This is a genomic window from Sphingomonas sp. (genome assembly GCF_019635515.1).
Taxonomy (GTDB): domain Bacteria; phylum Pseudomonadota; class Alphaproteobacteria; order Sphingomonadales; family Sphingomonadaceae; genus Sphingomonas.
The window spans coordinates 569,800-586,549 of the sequence record NZ_JAHBZI010000002.1; the positions used below are offsets into that span (position 1 = coordinate 569,800).

Sequence of the window (16,750 nt, forward strand, 5' to 3'; positions counted from 1 at the left end):
ATGGGGTTTGACACCGTGTCAGGGTCAAGGGGCGTCGCTTCAGGTTCTGCCAAGACGCTCCGTCAGCCTGGCCCGCGCCCGGCGGATGCGCGTCTCGACTGCCTTTTCGCTGATCGACAATGTCACCGCAGTCTCGGCCTGGCTCAAATCCTGGAGTGTGTGGAGCACCAATGGCTCACGCAGCGCCGCCGGCAGCTCGGCGATCGCGCGGGCGACGCGCGCCATTTCCTCGCGACCGGCGACTTCTTCGTCGGGAAGCACCCGGTCTTCGGCAACCTGGATGCTGGCATCGTCGAGCGGTAGCGCGAAGGCGAACAGGCGCCGAACCGCGCGCCGGCGCCGCCAGTCGCGGCATTTGTTGAGCGCAATGGTGGCGAGCCAGCGCCGCATCGGCCGGTCCGCCTCGTAACGGCCCAATGCGCGATGCGCCGAAACGAAGGTCTCCTGGACAAGATCGAGCGCCTCATCGGGATTGCCGATATTGCCGACAATGATGCGGTAGACCGGTTCGCGGTGGCGGCGCATGATCTCGGCGAAGGCGGAATCGCGCCCGGCAATGCTGAGCGCCGCGAGTTCGCCGTCATTCAGGCTGGCAAGATCGAGGCTCACCGTGCGTCGACGGTCAGCGCCTTAACCACTGCCTGGTCGAATTTTCGCGCCTGATCGGGCCTGAGGATCTGCCGCATCGCGAAGATGTGCGCGAGCGTCTCCTTCTGGAGCTCGCCCATCGCGGCATGCGACGCATCGACTGCGGCGGCGACCTGCGGCCCGTTGCCATGCTCGGCCTGGATAGCGCCCGCGAGCCTTGCATTTGCGGCGCGCAACTCGAGTTCGAGCGCGCGGCGCCGGATCGCGAACTGCTGTTCGAGCGCATCGAGGCGGGCTTCCTGGCCGGCATCAAGCTGCAACTGATGATGCAGCACCTCGTGCAGTTCGGTCCCCTGCGTCTGCGCGGCAGGTATCAGCGCCCGGCCCACGAACACGCCGGCAATGCCGGCGAGGAACGCCACCACAGCAATGACGATCGTCCAACGAAGCGGATTCATCGGCTTGCCGTCAACAGGGTAGACGGCGCCAGCGGACTCGATGGCCCGAACGGCGACAAGGTGTTGGGCGTGGCGGATGCCTGAGGACTCCCGGTGGCAATTCCCAGCATCAGCGCGGCGAGCGCGGCTGTCGCACCGACGCCGAGGCCCTGGAACGACACGCTCTCGCTTCGTTCATGCAGGCGCCCGAGCACCGTTCCCTCGATCATCTCGAGTCCTGGATGCGGTGGCGCGCCGGAAAGCCGCCGGAGCGCCGCGTCCAAATCCTGTACCATCGTCTTTGCTCCGCTCACCCTGTGTCACTCTTACGCGAGCGATCGCGCAAGCCCTCAAATAATCTCTCGGAGTTCGGGATCTCAAAAAATTTGGCGGCGTTGATGAGGGTTGCGTTCGGGACACGCGTATTCCCCGATGCCGGCGCAGTGCCGGCTTTCGGAGAATTTCACATGCGTTTCGCACCGATCGTCGCCGCCGCGCTGCTTCTCGTGCCGGCAGCGGCCTATGCCCATCCCAAGCTCGTATCCGCCACCCCTGCGGCCAACAGCGTCGCCGCCCCAACCGCGCAGATCAAGCTGGTCTTCTCGGAATCGCTCGTCGCCCAATTCTCAGGCGCCGATCTTGTCATGACCGAAATGCCGGGCATGAAGATGAACGCCCCGATGAAGATGCCGGCCAAGGCCACGCTCGGCGCCGACGGCAAGACCCTGGTGGTCACGCTGCCCAAGGCGCTGCCGAGGGGGAGCTACAAGCTCAGCTACCATGTCGTGTCGACCGACACACACCGCGTCGAGGGCAATTACACCTTCAAGATCAATTAATGACCGACATGGGCGCGGTCGCGATCAGGCTCGGCCTTTATCTGGACCTGATGGCGCTGTTCGGACTCGCCGCGTTCGCGCTCTATGCGCTGCGCGGTAAGGAACGGCGCTTCGACGGCGCGATTGCGCTGGGCCCATGGCTGTGGGGCAGCGCCGCGCTTGGCGCGGTGCTGTCGCTCGGCGGCCTGGCGATGCTCGCCGCCGGCATGGCGGGCGTGCCGCTCGCCTCGGTGGACTTAACCTCCATCGAAATGATCGTGAACGGCACGGCTGCCGGCACCGCCTGGCTTTTCCGAATGGCGGCGCTCCTCGTCGCGCTGATCGCAACGCTTGCGCTGCGGCGTCGGCCGGTGACCACTCTTTCGCTCGTTACGATCGCCGGTGCGGTAGCGCTGGCGAGCCTCGCCTGGTCCGGGCACGGCGCGATGGACGAGGGCGCGGTCGGCTGGCTTCATCTTGTCGCCGATATCGTCCACCTCTGGGCGGCGGGCATCTGGGTCGGCGCGCTGGTCGCGCTGCTGCTGCTCGTGTTCCGGCGGCGCGAACTGGTCGACCGCGATCACCTCGTCCTTTCGCACCGCGCGCTCGACGGCTTCTCGCTGGTGGGGACGATCACGGTCGGCTCGATCATCGTCTCCGGCTTCGTCAACTCTTGGCTGCTGGTCGGCCCCGCGAACCTCCCCACGCTGCCGGACAGCCTGTACGGACAGCTGCTGATCGCCAAGCTGGCCCTGTTCGGCGCGATGGCGGCGCTTGCCGCGGCAAACCGGTTTCGGCTGGTGCCGGCGTTCGAGCGCTCGCTCGCCGCCGCCGACCATGCGAGCGCCTTGCGCGCGCTGCGCCGCAGCCTGACGATCGAGACCGGCTGCGCGATCGCCGTGCTGGCGCTGGTCGCCTGGCTGGGTACCCTCGAGCCACCCATCTCCGCGATGTGACCGTCCAGCCAACAGGGAGTTGATCATGACGCAGCCCGAACGCGACGCAGAGGCGCAAGGCTCACCAACCTTCACTCCCCCGCTCGGAACCGGCGACACCGCCGACTATGACCGCGCGATCCGGACCTGGACGCGCGAGCTGCGCTGGCGCGGCGCGATGCTGGATCTGCTAGCGCCCAATCCCGGCGAAACCATTGCCGATGTCGGATGCGGCACCGGCAGCTTCGCCGTGCTGCTCAAGCAGCGCTATCCGCTGGTAGCGGTCACCGGCATAGATCCCGATACCCAGGCGCTGGACATCGCCCGCGACAAGGCGGTGCGCGCAAGCGTCACGATCGACTGGCGTCAGGGTTTCGCCGACGCGCTTCCGGAGGCCAGTGCCGATGCGGTGACGTCGAGCCTGGTATTCCACCAGGTCCCGCTTGCCGGCAAGCGGAGCGGGATGGCGGCGATGAATCGCGCGCTGAAGCCGGGCGGCCGGCTCATATTCTGCGACTATAGCCGGCAGGCAGGGTTGATGCGGCTCCTATTCCGGCTGACCGTGCAGCGGCTCGACGGGGTCGAGGACACGCAGCCGAACGCAGATGGCGTCCTTCCCGGCCTGATCGCCGAGGCCGGTTTCACCGACGTGGCCGAACGCGAGCGCATCCATACGCTGACTGGCACCATCGCAATCTTCACGGCACGCAAGCGCTGAACCGCGCGACGGTTGCCGGGACGAAAATGGGGCCTTGACCCTGACATGATGTCAAACCCCACATGGGGTCGCATCGGAGGACTACCAGATGAGCCATGTCGATCCCCATGCGCATGCCGGAAGCGCTTGCTGCGCCCCCCACACCGGGACCGCAGATGCGGTGAAAGACCCGGTCTGTGGCATGACCGTGGACCCCAATAGCACGCCGCATCACGCGTCGCATGGCGGCGAGGACTATCATTTCTGCAGCGCGGGGTGCCAGGCCAAGTTCGTCGCCGACCCGCAAGCCTATCTGGGCGACCGGGGCCCCGAGCCCGTGGCCAGCCTGGGTGCGATCTGGACCTGTCCGATGCACCCGCAAATTCGCCGCGACGGGCCGGGGACGTGCCCGATCTGCGGCATGGCGCTCGAGCCTGAGGAACCCTCGCTCGATGACGCGCCCAATCCCGAACTCGTCGATTTCACGCGGCGCCTATGGGTGTCCGGCGTGCTGACACTGCCGCTGCTCGCCGTCTCGATGGGCGCCGAGATGCTCGGCATCCACCTTGTCGATCCGATGCTGTCGCCCTGGATCCAGCTGCTGCTGACGGCGCCGATCGTCCTATGGGGCGGGCTGCCCTTTTTCGAGCGCGGCTGGATGTCGCTCAGGACCCACCACTATAACATGTTCACGCTGATCGCGATCGGCGTCGGGGCGGCGTTCCTCTACAGCCTGGTGGCGACGATCGCGCCGGGCCTGCTTCCGCCGAGCTTTCGCGAACATGGCGCGATGGTGCCGGTCTATTACGAAGCGGCCGGGGTCGTCGTGACCTTGGTTCTGCTCGGGCAAGTGCTCGAGCTCCGCGCCCGCGCGGCGACCGGACGGGCGATCCGCGCGCTCCTGAACCTCTCACCGAAGACCGCGCACCGGCTCGACGGCGATGGCGTCGAACGCGAAATCCAGCTGGCCGACATCGTCGTCGGCGACCGGCTGCGTGTGCGGCCGGGCGAAGCCATTCCGGTCGATGGCGTGGTGACCGAAGGCCGCTCCGCGGTCGACGAATCGATGCTCACCGGCGAGCCCGCCCCAGTGGTCAAGGAAGTGGCGGCCTCAGTTACCGGCGGGACGGTTAACGGCACCGGCAGCCTGGTGATCGAAGCGCGGGCGATCGGGTCGGACACCGTGCTTGCGCGGATCGTCAAGATGGTCGGCCAGGCCCAGCGCAGCCGGGCACCGATTCAGGCGGTGGCGGATCGCATCTCGGGCTGGTTCGTGCCGCTGGTCGTGCTGATCGCGGTCGCGGCTTTCGTCATCTGGAATCTGGTCGGCCCCGAGCCGCGCTTCGGGCATGCGCTTTTGAATGCGATCGCAGTGCTGATCATTGCCTGCCCGTGCGCGCTTGGCCTCGCCACGCCGATGTCGATCATGGTCGGCACCGGACGCGGCGCGCATGCTGGCGTGCTGGTCAAGAATGCCGAAGCGCTGCAGGCGCTGGACAAGGTCGATACGCTGGTTATCGACAAGACCGGCACGCTGACCGAGGGCAAGCCCAGGCTCATCGCCGTCGAACCAGGCGAAGGCTTCAGCAAGGATGATCTGCTTTCTGCTGCAGCCGCGGTCGAGAGCCGTTCGGAGCACCCGCTTGCGCATGCCATCGTGACCGCGGCCGAGACCGCCGGCCTCGATCTCTCGCCGGTCGAGGATTTCGAATCCCAGACCGGCCTCGGAATCAGCGGCCGGGTCGCAGGGCGCGCGATCGTCGTCGGCAATGCCGCGCAGATGCGGCGGGTCGGCGTCGATTCCGGCTCGCTCGACGCGGCCGCCGAGCGTCACCGCAGCGATGGTGCCGGCGTCATGCTGGTGGCGATCGACGGGCGTCTGGCCGGGCTGCTCGCCGTCGCCGACCCGCTCAAGCAATCGGCGCGCGACGCGATCGCGCGGCTGCGCGAAAACGGGCTGCGCATCGTCATGCTGACAGGCGACAGCCGCGGGACGGCGGAAGCGATCGCGCGCCAGATCGGTGGAATCGATGAAGTGCACGCCGATCTCAAGCCCGAGGACAAGGCGCGTATTGTCGGCGAGCTCAAGGCGAAGGGCGCGATCGTCGCAATGGCCGGTGACGGGATTAACGACGCGCCGGCGCTCGCCGCGGCAGATGTCGGGGTGGCGATGGGAACCGGCACCGATGTGGCGATCGAAAGTGCGGGCATGACCCTGACCAAGGGCGACCTTGCGGCGATGGTCAGGGCACGTCGGCTCGCGCGCGCGACAATGGCCAACATCCGCCAGAACCTGTTCTTCTCGTTCCTGTTCAACGGTATCGGCGTGCCGGTAGCGGCCGGCGTGCTCTATCCGGTTGCCGGCATCCTGATGTCGCCGATGTTCGCGGGCGCGGCGATGGCGCTGTCGAGCTTCACGGTGGTATTGAATGCGCTCAGGCTCAACACGGTAAAGCTGTGAACATCGGCCAGGCTTCGGAGGCGAGCGGCGTCTCGCAGCGGATGATCCGTCACTATGAGAAGATAGGGCTGATCCCGCACGCGCCACGCCGTGACAGCGGGTATCGGGATTATTCCCCGGCCGATCTCCATCGGCTCCGCTTCATCGCCAATGCGCGCGACCTAGGCTTCCCGATCGAGGAGATTCGCTTGCTGCTTGGCCTCTGGACCGACCGCAGCCGGGCGAGCGCCGAAGTGAAGGCGCTGGCGATGGCCCGCGCGGAAGACCTCCAGCGGAAGGCCGAGGCGCTCGAGGCGATGCGGCGCTCGCTGGTCGATCTCGCCGAGCGCTGCCACGGCGATGCGCGCCCCGATTGCCCGATCATCGAACGACTGGCGCGTGATGGCTAGTTCCGCATTGGGCACCGTCCCTGGCATCCGCTTCGAATTGACTCCCGCCGGAGCGAGGAGCATTCCACTCTCGTGCTGAAGCTGCTGCGCCATCTCCTGTGCATTGGCATCCTGTTCGGCCTCGCCGGAAACGGGGTTGCGGTGGCTGCGCCCTGCCTGCTGATGAAGCAGGAGCAGACCGCACCGAGCGCCGCGATGCCCGATTGCAAAATGGCGACGAGCTGCGCGGATTGCGCCTCCAAAGCCGGCAAGACCGACAACACCGACAAGGGCGCGAAGCCCGGCTGCATGGCGATGGCCGCCTGCAGCGCGGTGCTTGGGGTCAAGGAGCCGTCAGGGCCGGCGACCGTATCGCTGCCGTGCATTGCTGGAGCCTTCTGGTCGACTCAGGTCATCCTTACGGGCCACGATACCGGTCCGGAATTGGAACCACCCACCTTCCTTGCCTGACTCTCGCGCGCGGGTTCGCGCTTCCTGAGCCTGTGAACGGCTGACGGAAGCCTGACCGGCCCGCGCAAGACGCATTCAGAACCAAGGAATCCTGTCATGAAGACGATCAACCTATCGGCCGCGGCGCTCGCGGCCATGCTTTCCACATTCGCTGTCGCAGTGCCCGCCCTCGCGAAGGACGGGCCCTCGGCCACCGGCCGAGGCCATTATGAATGGCGAGCGGTCCCGCAATTCGGTCCTCGGGCGATCGGTCCGACGCGCGTTCGCGTCTGGGTGCCCGCTGCCGCCGCGGCAATTGCGAGCTGCGACTGCGCGATGATGAAGGCGAGCCCTGCGGACTGCGGGATGCGCGTGGACAAGCCGAAGCACGGCTGACGCGCATATCGGCGACTAGCCGGAGCGCCGGCCGGGCTGAGGTCCGGTCGGCGCATTCCGGGGCGGCGCGCCTCCACAGGCGCGCTGCTCCAATTCCAAAGGGAATATCTATGACCATCCTGCCAGGGCGCGCCCGATGCCGCCTGCTTGCCATGATCGGCACCGCGATGCTCGCTGTCAGCGCAGCGCAATCGGCCTGGGCCGATCCCTTGACCTATGACGACGCACTGGTGCGCGCCGCCGCCAATGCCCCTAGTCTCAAGGCGCGCGCGGCGACCACCGAAGGCGCGCGATCCTCGGCGGTGGCTGCTGGGCGTCTTCCGGATCCCACGCTCGATCTCGGCTTTCAGAATTTCCCGGTGACCGGTCCCAATGCCGGCAGCTTTACCCGCGACGATTTCACCACCACCACCATCGGGTTCAGCCAGCTGTTCCCGAACCTCGCCAAGCGGCACGCTCAAACAGCGCGCGCGACCGCCGACATCGGTGTCGCCGAGGCGGGCGAACTCGCTGAAGCGCGCACGGTCCGGCTCGAGACCGCGCTCGCCTGGATCGATCTCTATTATGGCGAACGCCGCCTCAGGCAGCTCGATCTCCTGATTGCGAGCCTCGACGACCTTCAGAAGACGGTGGCGGCGCGGCTCGCTTCGGGCAGCGCGCGGCCGAGCCAGGCGCTCGAGCCCGAGCAGCTTCGCGCCGCGATCGCCGACCGGCGCGCGGAAATGATCGCGGTGATCGCGCAGGCCCGCGCGCGGCTTGCGCGCTACACCGGGGATCCCGATCCCGAGGTCTCGGGCGAACCGCCGGTTCTGGACGTTGATCCGGTGCGCCTTCGCGCCGGGATCGACTCGCTTCCAGCGCTCCGGGTACAGGATGCGCGGATCGCGGTCGCCGACGCCGATGTGCGGCTGGCGCGCGCCGACAAGCGTCCCGACTGGAAGGTCGGCGTCTCCTATGGCCGCCGCGATCCGCGGTTCGGCGACATGGCGTCGATCGGTGTTTCGGTCGACCTGCCGCTGTTCGCGGGCAGGCGCCAGAATCCGAGGATAGATGCAAGTTCGAGTCAGGCCAGGGGTGCTCGCTACGATCGCGACGCGCTCCGGGCCGAACTGCTGGCTTCGCTCGAATCCGACCTGGCCGATCATGCGATGCACCATGAGCGGCTGCGCAACGCGCGCGAGGTGCTCGTACCGCTCGCCAAGCGCCGGGCCGAGCTCGACCGCGACAGCTATGCTGCAGGGAAGCTGGATCTCGGGACCGCACTTCTGTCGACGTTGGCGCTCGCCGAAGCCGAGGTGGAGGCGCTCAACCGCGAAGCCGATGTCGCCCGCGACGCGATCCGCATCAACATCATCTATGGGGAGGAGCGGTCGTGACGCTCAATTCGAACGCGGCACGCTGGGGTGCGTCGATCCTGGCCGTTGCACTTGCTGCAGGAGGCGCGGGCTATTGGGCGGGGCAGCGCGGCGCTGATGGCCAGCCCCAGGCAGCCGCAGCGGCCGGACCGGGCAAGGTGCTCTATTATTACGACCCGATGTTCCCGAACCAGAAGTTCGACAAGCCCGGCAAGTCGCCCTTCATGGATATGCAGCTGGTGCCCAAATATGCCGACGGCGCGGGTGGGGATGCGGCGCCCGGCGTGACGGTCGATCCGGCGGCGCGGCAGAGCCTCGGCCTGCGGGTGGTGGAAGCGAAAATGGGCAGGCTCGCGAGCACGCTCGACGTGACCGGCACGATCGACTTCAACCAGCGCGACGTCGCGATCATCCAGGCGCGTTCGGGCGGCTTTGTTCAGCGCGTCTATGCGCGTGCGCCGGGCGATGTCGTGCGCGCCGGGGCACCGATCGCTGACCTGCTGCTTCCCGAATGGGGTGGCGCTCAGACCGAGTATCTGAGCGTCCGGCGGCTCGGCAAACCCGAGCTGACATCCGCGGCCCGGCAGCGGCTCAAGCTGCTGGGCATGTCCGATGGCCTGATCGCCAGTGTCGAGCGGACCGGCCGGCCCAACGGTGTGGTCACGATCACCACGCCGATCTCGGGCGTGATCCAGACGCTCGATGCGCGCGCTGGGGTGACGCTGAGCATGGGCCAGACGCTGGCTCAGGTGAACGGGCTCGGCACCGTCTGGCTCAACGCCGCCGTGCCTGAGGCGCGTGCGGCGGATGTCCGGATCGGGCAAGCCGCCAGCGCCACGCTGACCAGCTTTCCCGGCGAGACCTTCGCCGGCCGCGTGATCGCGATCCTGCCGACCGCGCAGGCGGACAGCCGGACGCTCACGGTCCGCATCGAACTCGCGAACCGCGGCGGGCGGCTACGCCCCGGCATGTTCGCGAGCGTCGCGTTGGAAGGCGATGCGAAGCAGGTTCTGTTGGTGCCGAGCGAGGCAGTGATCCGGACCGGCACGCGCGCGATCGTCATGCTGGCAGCGGGTGATGGGCGCTATCATCCCGCCGAGGTCCGGATCGGCCGCGATGCGGGCGGGCAAACCGAAATTATTGCGGGACTCGCGCCTGGCGAGAAGGTCGTGGCATCGGGCCAGTTTCTGCTCGATTCCGAAGCAAGCCTGACCGGCATCGCGGTGCGTCCGATCGGCGGTGGCCAATGATCGAGCGCATCATTAGCGCTTCGGTCAGGGCGCGCGTCTTCGTGGCACTGGCGGCGCTGGCGCTGGTGGCGGTCGGGATCGGCGCGGTTAGGACAACGCCCGTCGATGCGCTCCCCGATCTGTCGGACGTGCAGGTCATCATCCGCACTTCCTATCCTGGCCAGGCGCCGCAGATCGTCGAGAACCAGGTGACCTATCCGCTGGCGACGACGATGCTCTCGGTGCCGGGCGCACGCGTCGTGCGCGGCTATTCGTTCGTCGGCGACAGCTTCGTCTATGTGCTGTTCGACGACGGCACCGATCTCTACTGGGCGCGCAGCCGGGTGCTCGAATATCTGAGCCAGGTGCAAGGCCGGCTGCCGCCGGGAGCGACCGCGTCGATCGGCCCCGACGCGACCGGGGTCGGCTGGATCTACGAATATGCGCTGGTCGACAAGACCGGCCGCCACGACCTCCAGCAGCTGCGGTCCATCCAGGACTGGTTCCTGCGCTACGAGCTGAAATCCGTGCCCGGCGTCGCCGAGGTCGCGAGCATCGGCGGCATGGTCAAGCAATATCAAGTGCTGCTCGATCCGCAGAAGCTGGTCTCCTACGGCGTGACGCAGGCCGAGGTGACCGAGGCGCTCAAGCGCGCCAATTCGGAAACCGGCGGGTCGGTCGTCGAGATGGCTGAGGCCGAATATGTCGTCCGCGCCACCGGCTACCTGTCGTCGCTCGACGACTTCCGCAGTGTGCCGATCCGCACCGCTGCCGGCGGCGTGCCGGTGCTGCTGAGCGATGTCGCAACGATCCAGATCGGTCCCGACATGCGGCGCGGCGTCGCCGAGCTGAACGGCGAGGGCGAGGTCGCAGGCGGTGTCATCGTCATGCGCCAGGGCAAGAATGCGCGCGAGGTGATCGACGGCGTCAAGGCCAAGCTCGCCGAGCTACGCGCCAGCCTGCCGCCTGGCGTCGAGGTCGTCACCACTTATGACCGGTCGGGACTGATCGACCGCGCGGTCGATAACCTCACCGGCAAGCTGTTCGAGGAATTCCTCGTCGTCGCGCTCGTCTGTGCGCTGTTCCTGTGGCACGTCCGCTCGGCGCTGGTCGCGATCCTGACCCTGCCGCTCGGCATCCTCGCCGCCTTCGTCGTGATGCGTGTGCAGGGGGTCAACGCCAACATCATGTCCCTGGGTGGGATCGCGATCGCGATCGGCGCGATGGTCGATGCCGCGGTCGTGATGATCGAGAACGCCCACAAGCATCTCGAACGCTGGGCGCACGATCATCCGGACGAGGAATTGGAGGGCGGCGAGCGCTGGCGGGTGATCACTCAAGCCGCGGCCGAGGTCGGGCCGGCGCTGTTCCTCAGCCTGCTCATCATCACCTTTTCGTTCGTCCCCATCTTCTCGCTCCAGGGGCAGGAGGGCCGGCTGTTCGCGCCGCTCGCCTTCACCAAGACCTATGCGATGGCGGCAGCGGCGATCCTGTCGATCACGCTGGTGCCGGTGCTGATGGGCTGGCTGATCCGCGGCCGCATCCCCGGCGAGGATGCCAATCCGGTCAACCGCTGGCTGGCGCGCGGCTATCGCTCGGCGCTCGACTGGGTGCTTGCACGACCGAAGACGACGCTTGTCATCGCTGGCCTGGTGTTCGCGTCAAGTATCATCCCGATCGCACGGACCGGCGGCGAGTTCATGCCGGCGATGAACGAAGGCGACCTGCTCTACATGCCCTCGGCACTGCCCGGCATCTCGACCGCCAAGGCCGCGCAATTGCTCCAGCAGACCGACCGGCTGATCAAGACCGTGCCCGAGGTCGAAAGCGTGTTCGGCAAGGCCGGGCGCGCCGAGACCGCGACCGACCCCGCGCCGCTCGAGATGTTCGAGACGACGATCCGGTTCAAGCCCAGGGATCAGTGGCGCCCGGGAATGACTCAGGAGAAGCTGGTCGAGGAACTTGATGCCCGGGTGAAGGTGCCGGGGCTCGCCAATTTCTGGATTCCGCCGATCCGCAACCGCATCGACATGCTCGCGACTGGCATCAAGAGCCCGATCGGGATCAAGGTGTCGGGGTCCGATCTCGGGCAGATCGACCAGGTCGCGCGGCGGATCGAGGCTGTCGCCAAAACGGTGCCGGGGGTCAGCTCGGCGCTCGCCGAACGGCTGACAGGCGGGCGCTATATCGACATCCAGGTCAATCGCGCGGCGGCGGCGCGCTACGGGATGAATGTCGCCGATGTCCAGGATGTGGTGTCGGGTGCGATCGGCGGCGCGGCGCTCGGCGAGACCGTCGAGGGGCTCGCACGCTATCCGATCAGCGTGCGCTACCCGCGCGAGCTGCGCGACAGTCCGGAGAGGCTCGTCAATCTGCCGATCCTGACGCCGTCGCGCCAGCAGATCACGCTGGGCACCGTCGCGGATATTCGCGTCGTGTCGGGACCGCCGATGCTCCGCAGCGAGAATGGGCGACCGGCGACCTGGATCTATGTCGACGCGCGCGGCCGGGCGATGACGGATATCGTCGGCGACCTTCAGCATGCCATTGCGGCCCAGGTGAAGCTGCCGCCCGGGGTCAGTATCGCCTTTACCGGCCAGTTCGAGTTCCTCCAGCGGGCGATGGAGCGGCTCAAGATCGTCGTGCCGGCGACGCTCGTGATCATCTTCCTGCTGCTCTATCTGACCTTCCGCCGCCTCGACGAAGCCGCGCTGATCATGGCGACGTTGCCGTTCGCGCTGACCGGCGGCGTCTGGCTCCTTTGGCTGATGGGATACAACCAGTCGGTCGCGACCGGCGTCGGCTTCATCGCGCTGGCCGGAGTCGCGGCTGAGTTCGGCGTGGTGATGCTGATCTATCTCAAACACGCGTTAGCGGAGCGCGGCGAGGCGCCAGGAGAAGAGCAGGTCGCAGGGGCGGTGCGCGAGGGCGCGCTGCTCCGCGTCCGGCCCAAGGCGATGACGGTCGCGGTGATTCTTGCCGGCCTGCTGCCGATCCTGCTCGGGACCGGCACCGGCTCGGAGGTGATGAGCCGGATCGCGGCGCCGATGGTCGGCGGGATGCTGACCGCTCCCCTGCTCTCGATGTTCGTCATCCCCGCTGCGTATCTGCTGATGCGGCGGCGGAATGCGAAAACCGATCCTCAACCCAATCAACCCTGAAGGAGACGACGAAGATGAAACCCCTCTACCTTGCCGCGCTCGGCCTGACCGCTTTGCTCGCCGCATGCGGCGAGAAGGCCGCGACCAACGCGACCGAAACCAGTGCTCCCGTCAACGCCACGGAAGGAAACGCCAGCATGTCCGGCGAGATGGGCAACATGGCGATGCCCGCGGACGCGAAAATGGGGAAGGGCACGGGCACCGTGACGGCGATCGACAAGGCGGCCGGCAAGATCACGCTCGATCACGGTCCCATTGCCGAGGTCGGCTGGCCGGCGATGACGATGACGTTCGACGCCAAGCCCGCCGTGATCGCCGGGCTCGCGGTCGGCGACAAGGTCGCGTTCGACGTCACCGTCAAGGGCAATGCGGGCGAAGTGACGGCGGCGACCAAGCAATAGGCTACACCGCTACCGGGGCCGGCATGGGCCAATGACGCCGTGCCGGCCCTTGGCCTTTTGCCCGATCCGGCCTCGCCCAAGCCGCTGGACAAGATGCGCCGTCGGCCCGAAACAGGAGCTCGAAGGGGATCTGGCGTTGGCGTTTATCGATGAGCTCGTTGAGGGCGGCGGGAATTTCATCTTCACGCGAAGCGAAGGCGGCGGGTCGCTCAAACCTGCCAGCGGCAGCGATGCCGACCTCGCATCATTTCAGAATCTGGTTCGCCGGGTAAAGGCCAATGAGGGCGATGGTTTTTCCATCCACCTCGATCATGTCTGCTCAGATCGGCCCGGGAATCTGGTCGACCTGCTCGTCCTCCGGATCGACGACTGAGCAGCAGACGCCCGTTCAACCGGCGGCTTCAGGCCAGCCGGTCGAGCGCGGCCGCTTCGGCGATGAAGCCACGATATGCGTAGTTGATAAGGTCGCGCACCAGCTCGAGCAATCCGCCCGTCGGAAGCCCGTCGAACGGATCGCCATGCGCGAGCAGGTTGCGCCGGTCGGCCAGCGTCGGTTTGGTTTCGCCGGTCAGCTGGCCGATCGCCTTGCCGCCGCACCTGACCGACATCGGGATCTGGGCATCGGTCAGCCCGTCCACCTCGACCATGTGCTGGAGCAGCGTCTTGAAGCTGCGCTTGCGCTTGGAGATCGCAGCGCCGTACCGGTCCATCAGCGCCAGTTCGAGGGCGATCAGCGCCGCCAGCTCGCCGGCCTTGATCAGGTTGAAGTCGATCCAGCCGAACAGATAGAGCCGCTGCGCGCGATCGAACTTGGCGCGCACGACGGTGGGAATGCGCGGGTCGATGCCGAGCCCGGCGACAAAGTCCCACCACTGGGCTCCAGTATCGAATTGCAGGAAGGCGCCGGGATTACCATCCGCCGGCCAGGGGAGCAGCAGCGGCTCGCGCTCGAACTGCGCGACGATATCGGTAAGGTCCGTCATCATGGATAGCGGGCCTGGATGAACGCGCCGATGCCGTCGAGCATCTCGTCGATCTTGGTCAGCGTGTGGCGGATCAGCACGTCGCTCATATAGATGATCCAGGTCTCGCCATTGGTCGTCGAGCGATCGAACCAATTGGGCGGCCATCCCTCCCGCACGATCGTCGCCTCGAACTTGGCGCGCTCGGCCGCAGGCCATTCGAACCCGTGATGGAGCATCTTGTTGCGGTAGCCGAAGATCGCGCCGAGCATCTGGACATAGTCGGCGGGCATCTGGGACGCGAGGCCGGTGGCCTCGACCAGCTGCACGATGCCGCGGAGCACGTCCTTGTCCTTTCTGCCGGTCGCGCTGAACACATAATGCGGATCCCAGAATTTCTTGTCCGAGATCGCACCCGCGCGCGGGCCGGTAGGCGTCACTGGCCGCACCGGTGCCTCGATATCGCGGATGCCGCCGAAGATCCCGACGAACAGGGATTCGAGGAGCGGTGCGAGCATTCCGATCGCCGACGCAGAATGCGCGGCGTCCTGGAACACAGAGCCGTGCATCTCGTCGACCCAGCTATTCTCCAGGTGCATGCCATATTCGCCCGAGGCCTTGCTCGCGCGCTCGGCCAAATCCTTGATGTCGTCCTGAAGCGCCGCGTCCGCTTGGGCGTGCTGGTGCAACTGGCCGCGAATGGCGCGAAGTTGCGCTTCGAGATCGGCGTCGCCGAGCAGCAGCACCGCATAGTCGCGGTCGGTCAGGCCGAAGGTGTTGCCGCCCATCTGTTCAGTCTCCTCCCTTGGCCTTATTGCCGTCAGTCTAGGAGATGCGATGACGACCTGCAGCCAGACTGGCCACTGCATTCTTAGCAGCATCGGATGCTTCATCTATGATTTCCAGACGCTGCTCGTGGGGATCGCCGCGATCGTGGTCGCGGTCTTTGCCGGGATACCGGTCTGGCGGCAGCTCAAGGACAGCAACCTTCAAGCGCGCATCTCCCACCGGGAAACGCTGGCCACGTTGCTGCGCGCCGCGCTCCGTCGCTATGCCGAGGTCGAGAAGGCTGTCCGCGAGCCCATGTCGTTCGCGAGCCGCGTCACCAGCGATCCGATCGGCGAGCCGGTCGATATCGAAGCCGAAGACGCGCATCATCTCGAGAATATGCTGCACAGCGTGCTCGACTGGTATCTCGTCACACTGCGCGATACCGAGCATGCCGATATCGAAGCCGCCAAGACGACGTTGAAAGCAGCGCTCGACCGGCTGGTCGCGACGCTCGGCGAGGCCCATTGGGCCGATCACAACGAACAGCACGATGAGGATCACGACTTCTCGGACGAGGCCTGGGCGGAGATCGAGGCGCGTTGCGACGCTGCCAAAGTCGAGGCGACCGAACGCGTCGGCGAGGTCGAACAGGCGCTTCGCGTGCTGAGGGGCGCGCAGCAGCAATGGGTCCAATCGCTGCGCTCGCAGATCGCGCGGCTCGACCTGCAGATCGCCGCGCCGCGGTGACCGGCGCGTGCCGCATATGCCCGGCCGGGAACTGAGGCCCGCCGTGCCAGATGCGCCGCTGTTGATCGATCTGCGCAGCTTCGTCGAAGCCCATGGCGAGGATCCGCGCTACAAGCTCCTCGGCAAGCTGGTGCGCAACGCACATTCAATGGTGTCGATCCGCTTCGACCTGCACCGTGCGCTCACCACCATGCATCTCCTGTCGGACCAGCAGACGACGCTGGCCGCGCAGCGCGAGCGCGGCAAGCCGGCGACCGAGTCCCAGGGGCTCTTGTGTTCGTCGCTCTTCGTGACCGCGCTGTTTCTTTACGCTCGCGCGGTTCACAGCCAGGGGCGCGACCGCAGCACGCTCGACCTGCGCGGCGGGCTGCCGGCCGAATTGCGCGGCGAGCATGAGCGCATCCTCGCGCTGCGCGACCAGCATTTCGCGCACTATGTGTCGGGTGGCGCTTGGGAGGATTATCGCGTCGTCCTGGTGCTGGGCGACGACACGATGGGGATCAGCTATCCGAACGAGCGCCGCCTGTTGCGGGCCGAGGACGCCTATGCGCTCCACCGTCTGCTTGAACATGCTCAGGCGCTGACCGAGCGGGCCTATATCAAGGCATCCAATCGACTGAACGCGGAATTGAACCGGCTGTTCGACGATGATGACTTTGCGGATGCCGCTGGTGGGTTCCGGTTCGAGCCGGAGCAGTTCTTCACCTCAGGAGAGGTGCCGGGGTTCATGGATTCGCTCAATGCCCAGAACTGGTCGTTCGACGCCGAGATGAAGACCGACTTCAGCTACCGGCCACCACCCGATCCGAGCAAGGACTGAGCCTTCGTGACCTGCATCGTTCCGGAAAGGGGAAGGCCTTCCCCTGACGGCGAGCCTCGCGTCTCGCCATACCCCTTCTGCGGGGGCCGGCCCCCGCAACGCCCCCCGGATTTTCCGGGAAGAGGAGTGGTGGTGGTGCGTGGGGTGGCCGCCC

At 66.8% G+C, this 16,750-nt stretch carries 18 protein-coding genes and 1 pseudogene; 14 read left to right on the forward strand and 5 right to left on the reverse strand.

What is annotated here, in order from left to right; genetic code table 11:
* Nucleotides 1-39: 39 nt before the first annotated feature.
* The 3 genes from KF730_RS15030 to KF730_RS15040 are packed head-to-tail and all read right to left on the reverse strand — an operon-like array spanning nucleotide 40 to nucleotide 1,321.
* Nucleotides 40-609: an RNA polymerase sigma factor gene (locus KF730_RS15030; protein ID WP_294098647.1), complete on the reverse strand. Its 570-nt coding sequence runs from the start codon at nucleotides 607-609 to the stop codon at nucleotides 40-42.
* Nucleotides 606-1,046: a periplasmic heavy metal sensor gene (locus KF730_RS15035; protein WP_294098650.1), complete on the reverse strand. Its 441-nt coding sequence runs from the start codon at nucleotides 1,044-1,046 to the stop codon at nucleotides 606-608. The genes KF730_RS15030 and KF730_RS15035 overlap by 4 nt, the downstream gene beginning before the upstream one ends.
* Nucleotides 1,043-1,321 carry a hypothetical protein gene (locus tag KF730_RS15040; RefSeq protein WP_294098652.1) on the reverse strand — a complete coding sequence of 93 codons (279 nt, stop codon included), beginning with the start codon at nucleotides 1,319-1,321 and terminating at the stop codon, nucleotides 1,043-1,045. The genes KF730_RS15035 and KF730_RS15040 overlap by 4 nt, the downstream gene beginning before the upstream one ends.
* 171 nt (nucleotides 1,322-1,492) lie before the next feature.
* On the opposite strand from KF730_RS15040, the gene copC reads away from it, so the two are divergent.
* The 12 genes and pseudogenes from copC (at nucleotide 1,493) to KF730_RS15100 (ending at nucleotide 13,669) form a co-directional block, all read left to right on the forward strand.
* Nucleotides 1,493-1,864 (forward strand): copper homeostasis periplasmic binding protein CopC, encoded by a 372-nt coding sequence (gene copC / locus KF730_RS15045; protein ID WP_294098654.1) that lies wholly within the window; start codon nucleotides 1,493-1,495, stop codon nucleotides 1,862-1,864.
* Nucleotides 1,864-2,799 carry a copper homeostasis membrane protein CopD gene (copD, locus tag KF730_RS15050; RefSeq protein WP_294098656.1) on the forward strand — a complete coding sequence of 312 codons (936 nt, stop codon included), beginning with the start codon at nucleotides 1,864-1,866 and terminating at the stop codon, nucleotides 2,797-2,799. Before copC ends, copD begins: the two co-directional genes overlap by 1 nt.
* A gap of 25 nt (nucleotides 2,800-2,824) precedes the next feature.
* Nucleotides 2,825-3,496: a class I SAM-dependent methyltransferase gene (locus KF730_RS15055; RefSeq protein WP_294098658.1), complete on the forward strand. Its 672-nt coding sequence runs from the start codon at nucleotides 2,825-2,827 to the stop codon at nucleotides 3,494-3,496.
* Between the two features lie 181 nt (nucleotides 3,497-3,677).
* Entirely contained in the window at nucleotides 3,678-5,936 is a 2,259-nt protein-coding gene (locus tag KF730_RS15060; RefSeq protein WP_294099907.1) for a heavy metal translocating P-type ATPase, read from the forward strand.
* Nucleotides 5,933-6,325 carry a Cu(I)-responsive transcriptional regulator gene (gene cueR, locus KF730_RS15065; RefSeq protein WP_294098660.1) on the forward strand — a complete coding sequence of 131 codons (393 nt, stop codon included), beginning with the start codon at nucleotides 5,933-5,935 and terminating at the stop codon, nucleotides 6,323-6,325. Before KF730_RS15060 ends, cueR begins: the two co-directional genes overlap by 4 nt.
* Before the next feature lie 72 nt (nucleotides 6,326-6,397).
* Nucleotides 6,398-6,775 carry a hypothetical protein gene (locus KF730_RS15070; RefSeq protein ID WP_294098662.1) on the forward strand — a complete coding sequence of 126 codons (378 nt, stop codon included), beginning with the start codon at nucleotides 6,398-6,400 and terminating at the stop codon, nucleotides 6,773-6,775.
* A 96-nt stretch (nucleotides 6,776-6,871) separates the two neighbouring features.
* Nucleotides 6,872-7,150 (forward strand): hypothetical protein, encoded by a 279-nt coding sequence (locus tag KF730_RS15075; RefSeq protein ID WP_294098664.1) that lies wholly within the window; start codon nucleotides 6,872-6,874, stop codon nucleotides 7,148-7,150.
* A gap of 110 nt (nucleotides 7,151-7,260) precedes the next feature.
* Entirely contained in the window at nucleotides 7,261-8,526 is a 1,266-nt protein-coding gene (locus KF730_RS15080; protein ID WP_294098666.1) for a TolC family protein, read from the forward strand.
* Nucleotides 8,523-9,752: pseudogene (locus KF730_RS15085) on the forward strand (efflux RND transporter periplasmic adaptor subunit); the annotation flags it as partial. The gene KF730_RS15080 and the pseudogene KF730_RS15085, both read left to right, overlap by 4 nt.
* The gene (locus tag KF730_RS15090; RefSeq protein WP_294098670.1) at nucleotides 9,752-12,895 is read left to right on the forward strand and encodes an efflux RND transporter permease subunit; all 3,144 of its coding nucleotides are present in this window, start codon (nucleotides 9,752-9,754) and stop codon (nucleotides 12,893-12,895) included. The pseudogene KF730_RS15085 and the gene KF730_RS15090, both read left to right, overlap by 1 nt.
* Nucleotides 12,896-12,909: 14 nt before the next feature.
* Nucleotides 12,910-13,296: a copper-binding protein gene (locus KF730_RS15095; protein WP_294098672.1), complete on the forward strand. Its 387-nt coding sequence runs from the start codon at nucleotides 12,910-12,912 to the stop codon at nucleotides 13,294-13,296.
* A 136-nt stretch (nucleotides 13,297-13,432) separates the two neighbouring features.
* Nucleotides 13,433-13,669, forward strand: a complete 237-nt coding sequence (locus tag KF730_RS15100; RefSeq protein WP_294098674.1) for a hypothetical protein — start codon at nucleotides 13,433-13,435, stop codon at nucleotides 13,667-13,669.
* 28 nt (nucleotides 13,670-13,697) lie between these two features.
* On the opposite strand, the gene KF730_RS15105 is transcribed toward KF730_RS15100, so the two are convergent.
* Together KF730_RS15105 and KF730_RS15110 are read right to left on the reverse strand one after the other, a co-directional pair.
* On the reverse strand, nucleotides 13,698-14,282 hold the full coding sequence (locus KF730_RS15105; RefSeq protein WP_294098675.1) for a hypothetical protein: 585 nt from the start codon (nucleotides 14,280-14,282) through the stop codon (nucleotides 13,698-13,700).
* Nucleotides 14,279-15,046 (reverse strand): hypothetical protein, encoded by a 768-nt coding sequence (locus tag KF730_RS15110; RefSeq protein ID WP_294098676.1) that lies wholly within the window; start codon nucleotides 15,044-15,046, stop codon nucleotides 14,279-14,281. The genes KF730_RS15105 and KF730_RS15110 overlap by 4 nt, the downstream gene beginning before the upstream one ends.
* Before the next feature lie 49 nt (nucleotides 15,047-15,095).
* Between KF730_RS15110 and KF730_RS15115 the strand changes: the two genes are divergently transcribed.
* Together KF730_RS15115 and KF730_RS15120 are read left to right on the forward strand one after the other, a co-directional pair.
* Complete coding sequence (locus tag KF730_RS15115) at nucleotides 15,096-15,776, forward strand: hypothetical protein (protein ID WP_294098677.1); 681 nt, start codon at nucleotides 15,096-15,098, stop codon at nucleotides 15,774-15,776.
* A gap of 7 nt (nucleotides 15,777-15,783) precedes the next feature.
* A complete protein-coding gene (locus tag KF730_RS15120) occupies nucleotides 15,784-16,596 on the forward strand; it encodes a hypothetical protein (RefSeq protein WP_294098678.1) in 813 nt (270 codons plus the stop codon).
* The last annotated feature ends 154 nt before the right edge of the window (nucleotides 16,597-16,750 follow it).

Bases quoted from the DNA above. Each gene is read 5' to 3' on its own strand.
- KF730_RS15035 (WP_294098650.1), bottom strand. From the start codon at position 1,046: ATGAATCCGCTTCGTTGGACGATCGTCATTGCTGTGGTGGCGTTCCTC.
- KF730_RS15040 (WP_294098652.1), bottom strand. From the start codon at position 1,321: ATGGTACAGGATTTGGACGCGGCGCTCCGGCGGCTTTCCGGCGCGCCA.
- copC (WP_294098654.1), top strand. From the start codon at position 1,493: ATGCGTTTCGCACCGATCGTCGCCGCCGCGCTGCTTCTCGTGCCGGCA.
- copD (WP_294098656.1), top strand. From the start codon at position 1,864: ATGACCGACATGGGCGCGGTCGCGATCAGGCTCGGCCTTTATCTGGAC.
- KF730_RS15055 (WP_294098658.1), top strand. From the start codon at position 2,825: ATGACGCAGCCCGAACGCGACGCAGAGGCGCAAGGCTCACCAACCTTC.
- KF730_RS15060 (WP_294099907.1), top strand. From the start codon at position 3,678: ATGACCGTGGACCCCAATAGCACGCCGCATCACGCGTCGCATGGCGGC.
- KF730_RS15075 (WP_294098664.1), top strand. From the start codon at position 6,872: ATGAAGACGATCAACCTATCGGCCGCGGCGCTCGCGGCCATGCTTTCC.
- KF730_RS15080 (WP_294098666.1), top strand. From the start codon at position 7,261: ATGACCATCCTGCCAGGGCGCGCCCGATGCCGCCTGCTTGCCATGATC.
- KF730_RS15090 (WP_294098670.1), top strand. From the start codon at position 9,752: ATGATCGAGCGCATCATTAGCGCTTCGGTCAGGGCGCGCGTCTTCGTG.
- KF730_RS15095 (WP_294098672.1), top strand. From the start codon at position 12,910: ATGAAACCCCTCTACCTTGCCGCGCTCGGCCTGACCGCTTTGCTCGCC.
- KF730_RS15105 (WP_294098675.1), bottom strand. From the start codon at position 14,282: ATGATGACGGACCTTACCGATATCGTCGCGCAGTTCGAGCGCGAGCCG.
- KF730_RS15110 (WP_294098676.1), bottom strand. From the start codon at position 15,046: ATGGGCGGCAACACCTTCGGCCTGACCGACCGCGACTATGCGGTGCTG.
- KF730_RS15115 (WP_294098677.1), top strand. From the start codon at position 15,096: ATGACGACCTGCAGCCAGACTGGCCACTGCATTCTTAGCAGCATCGGA.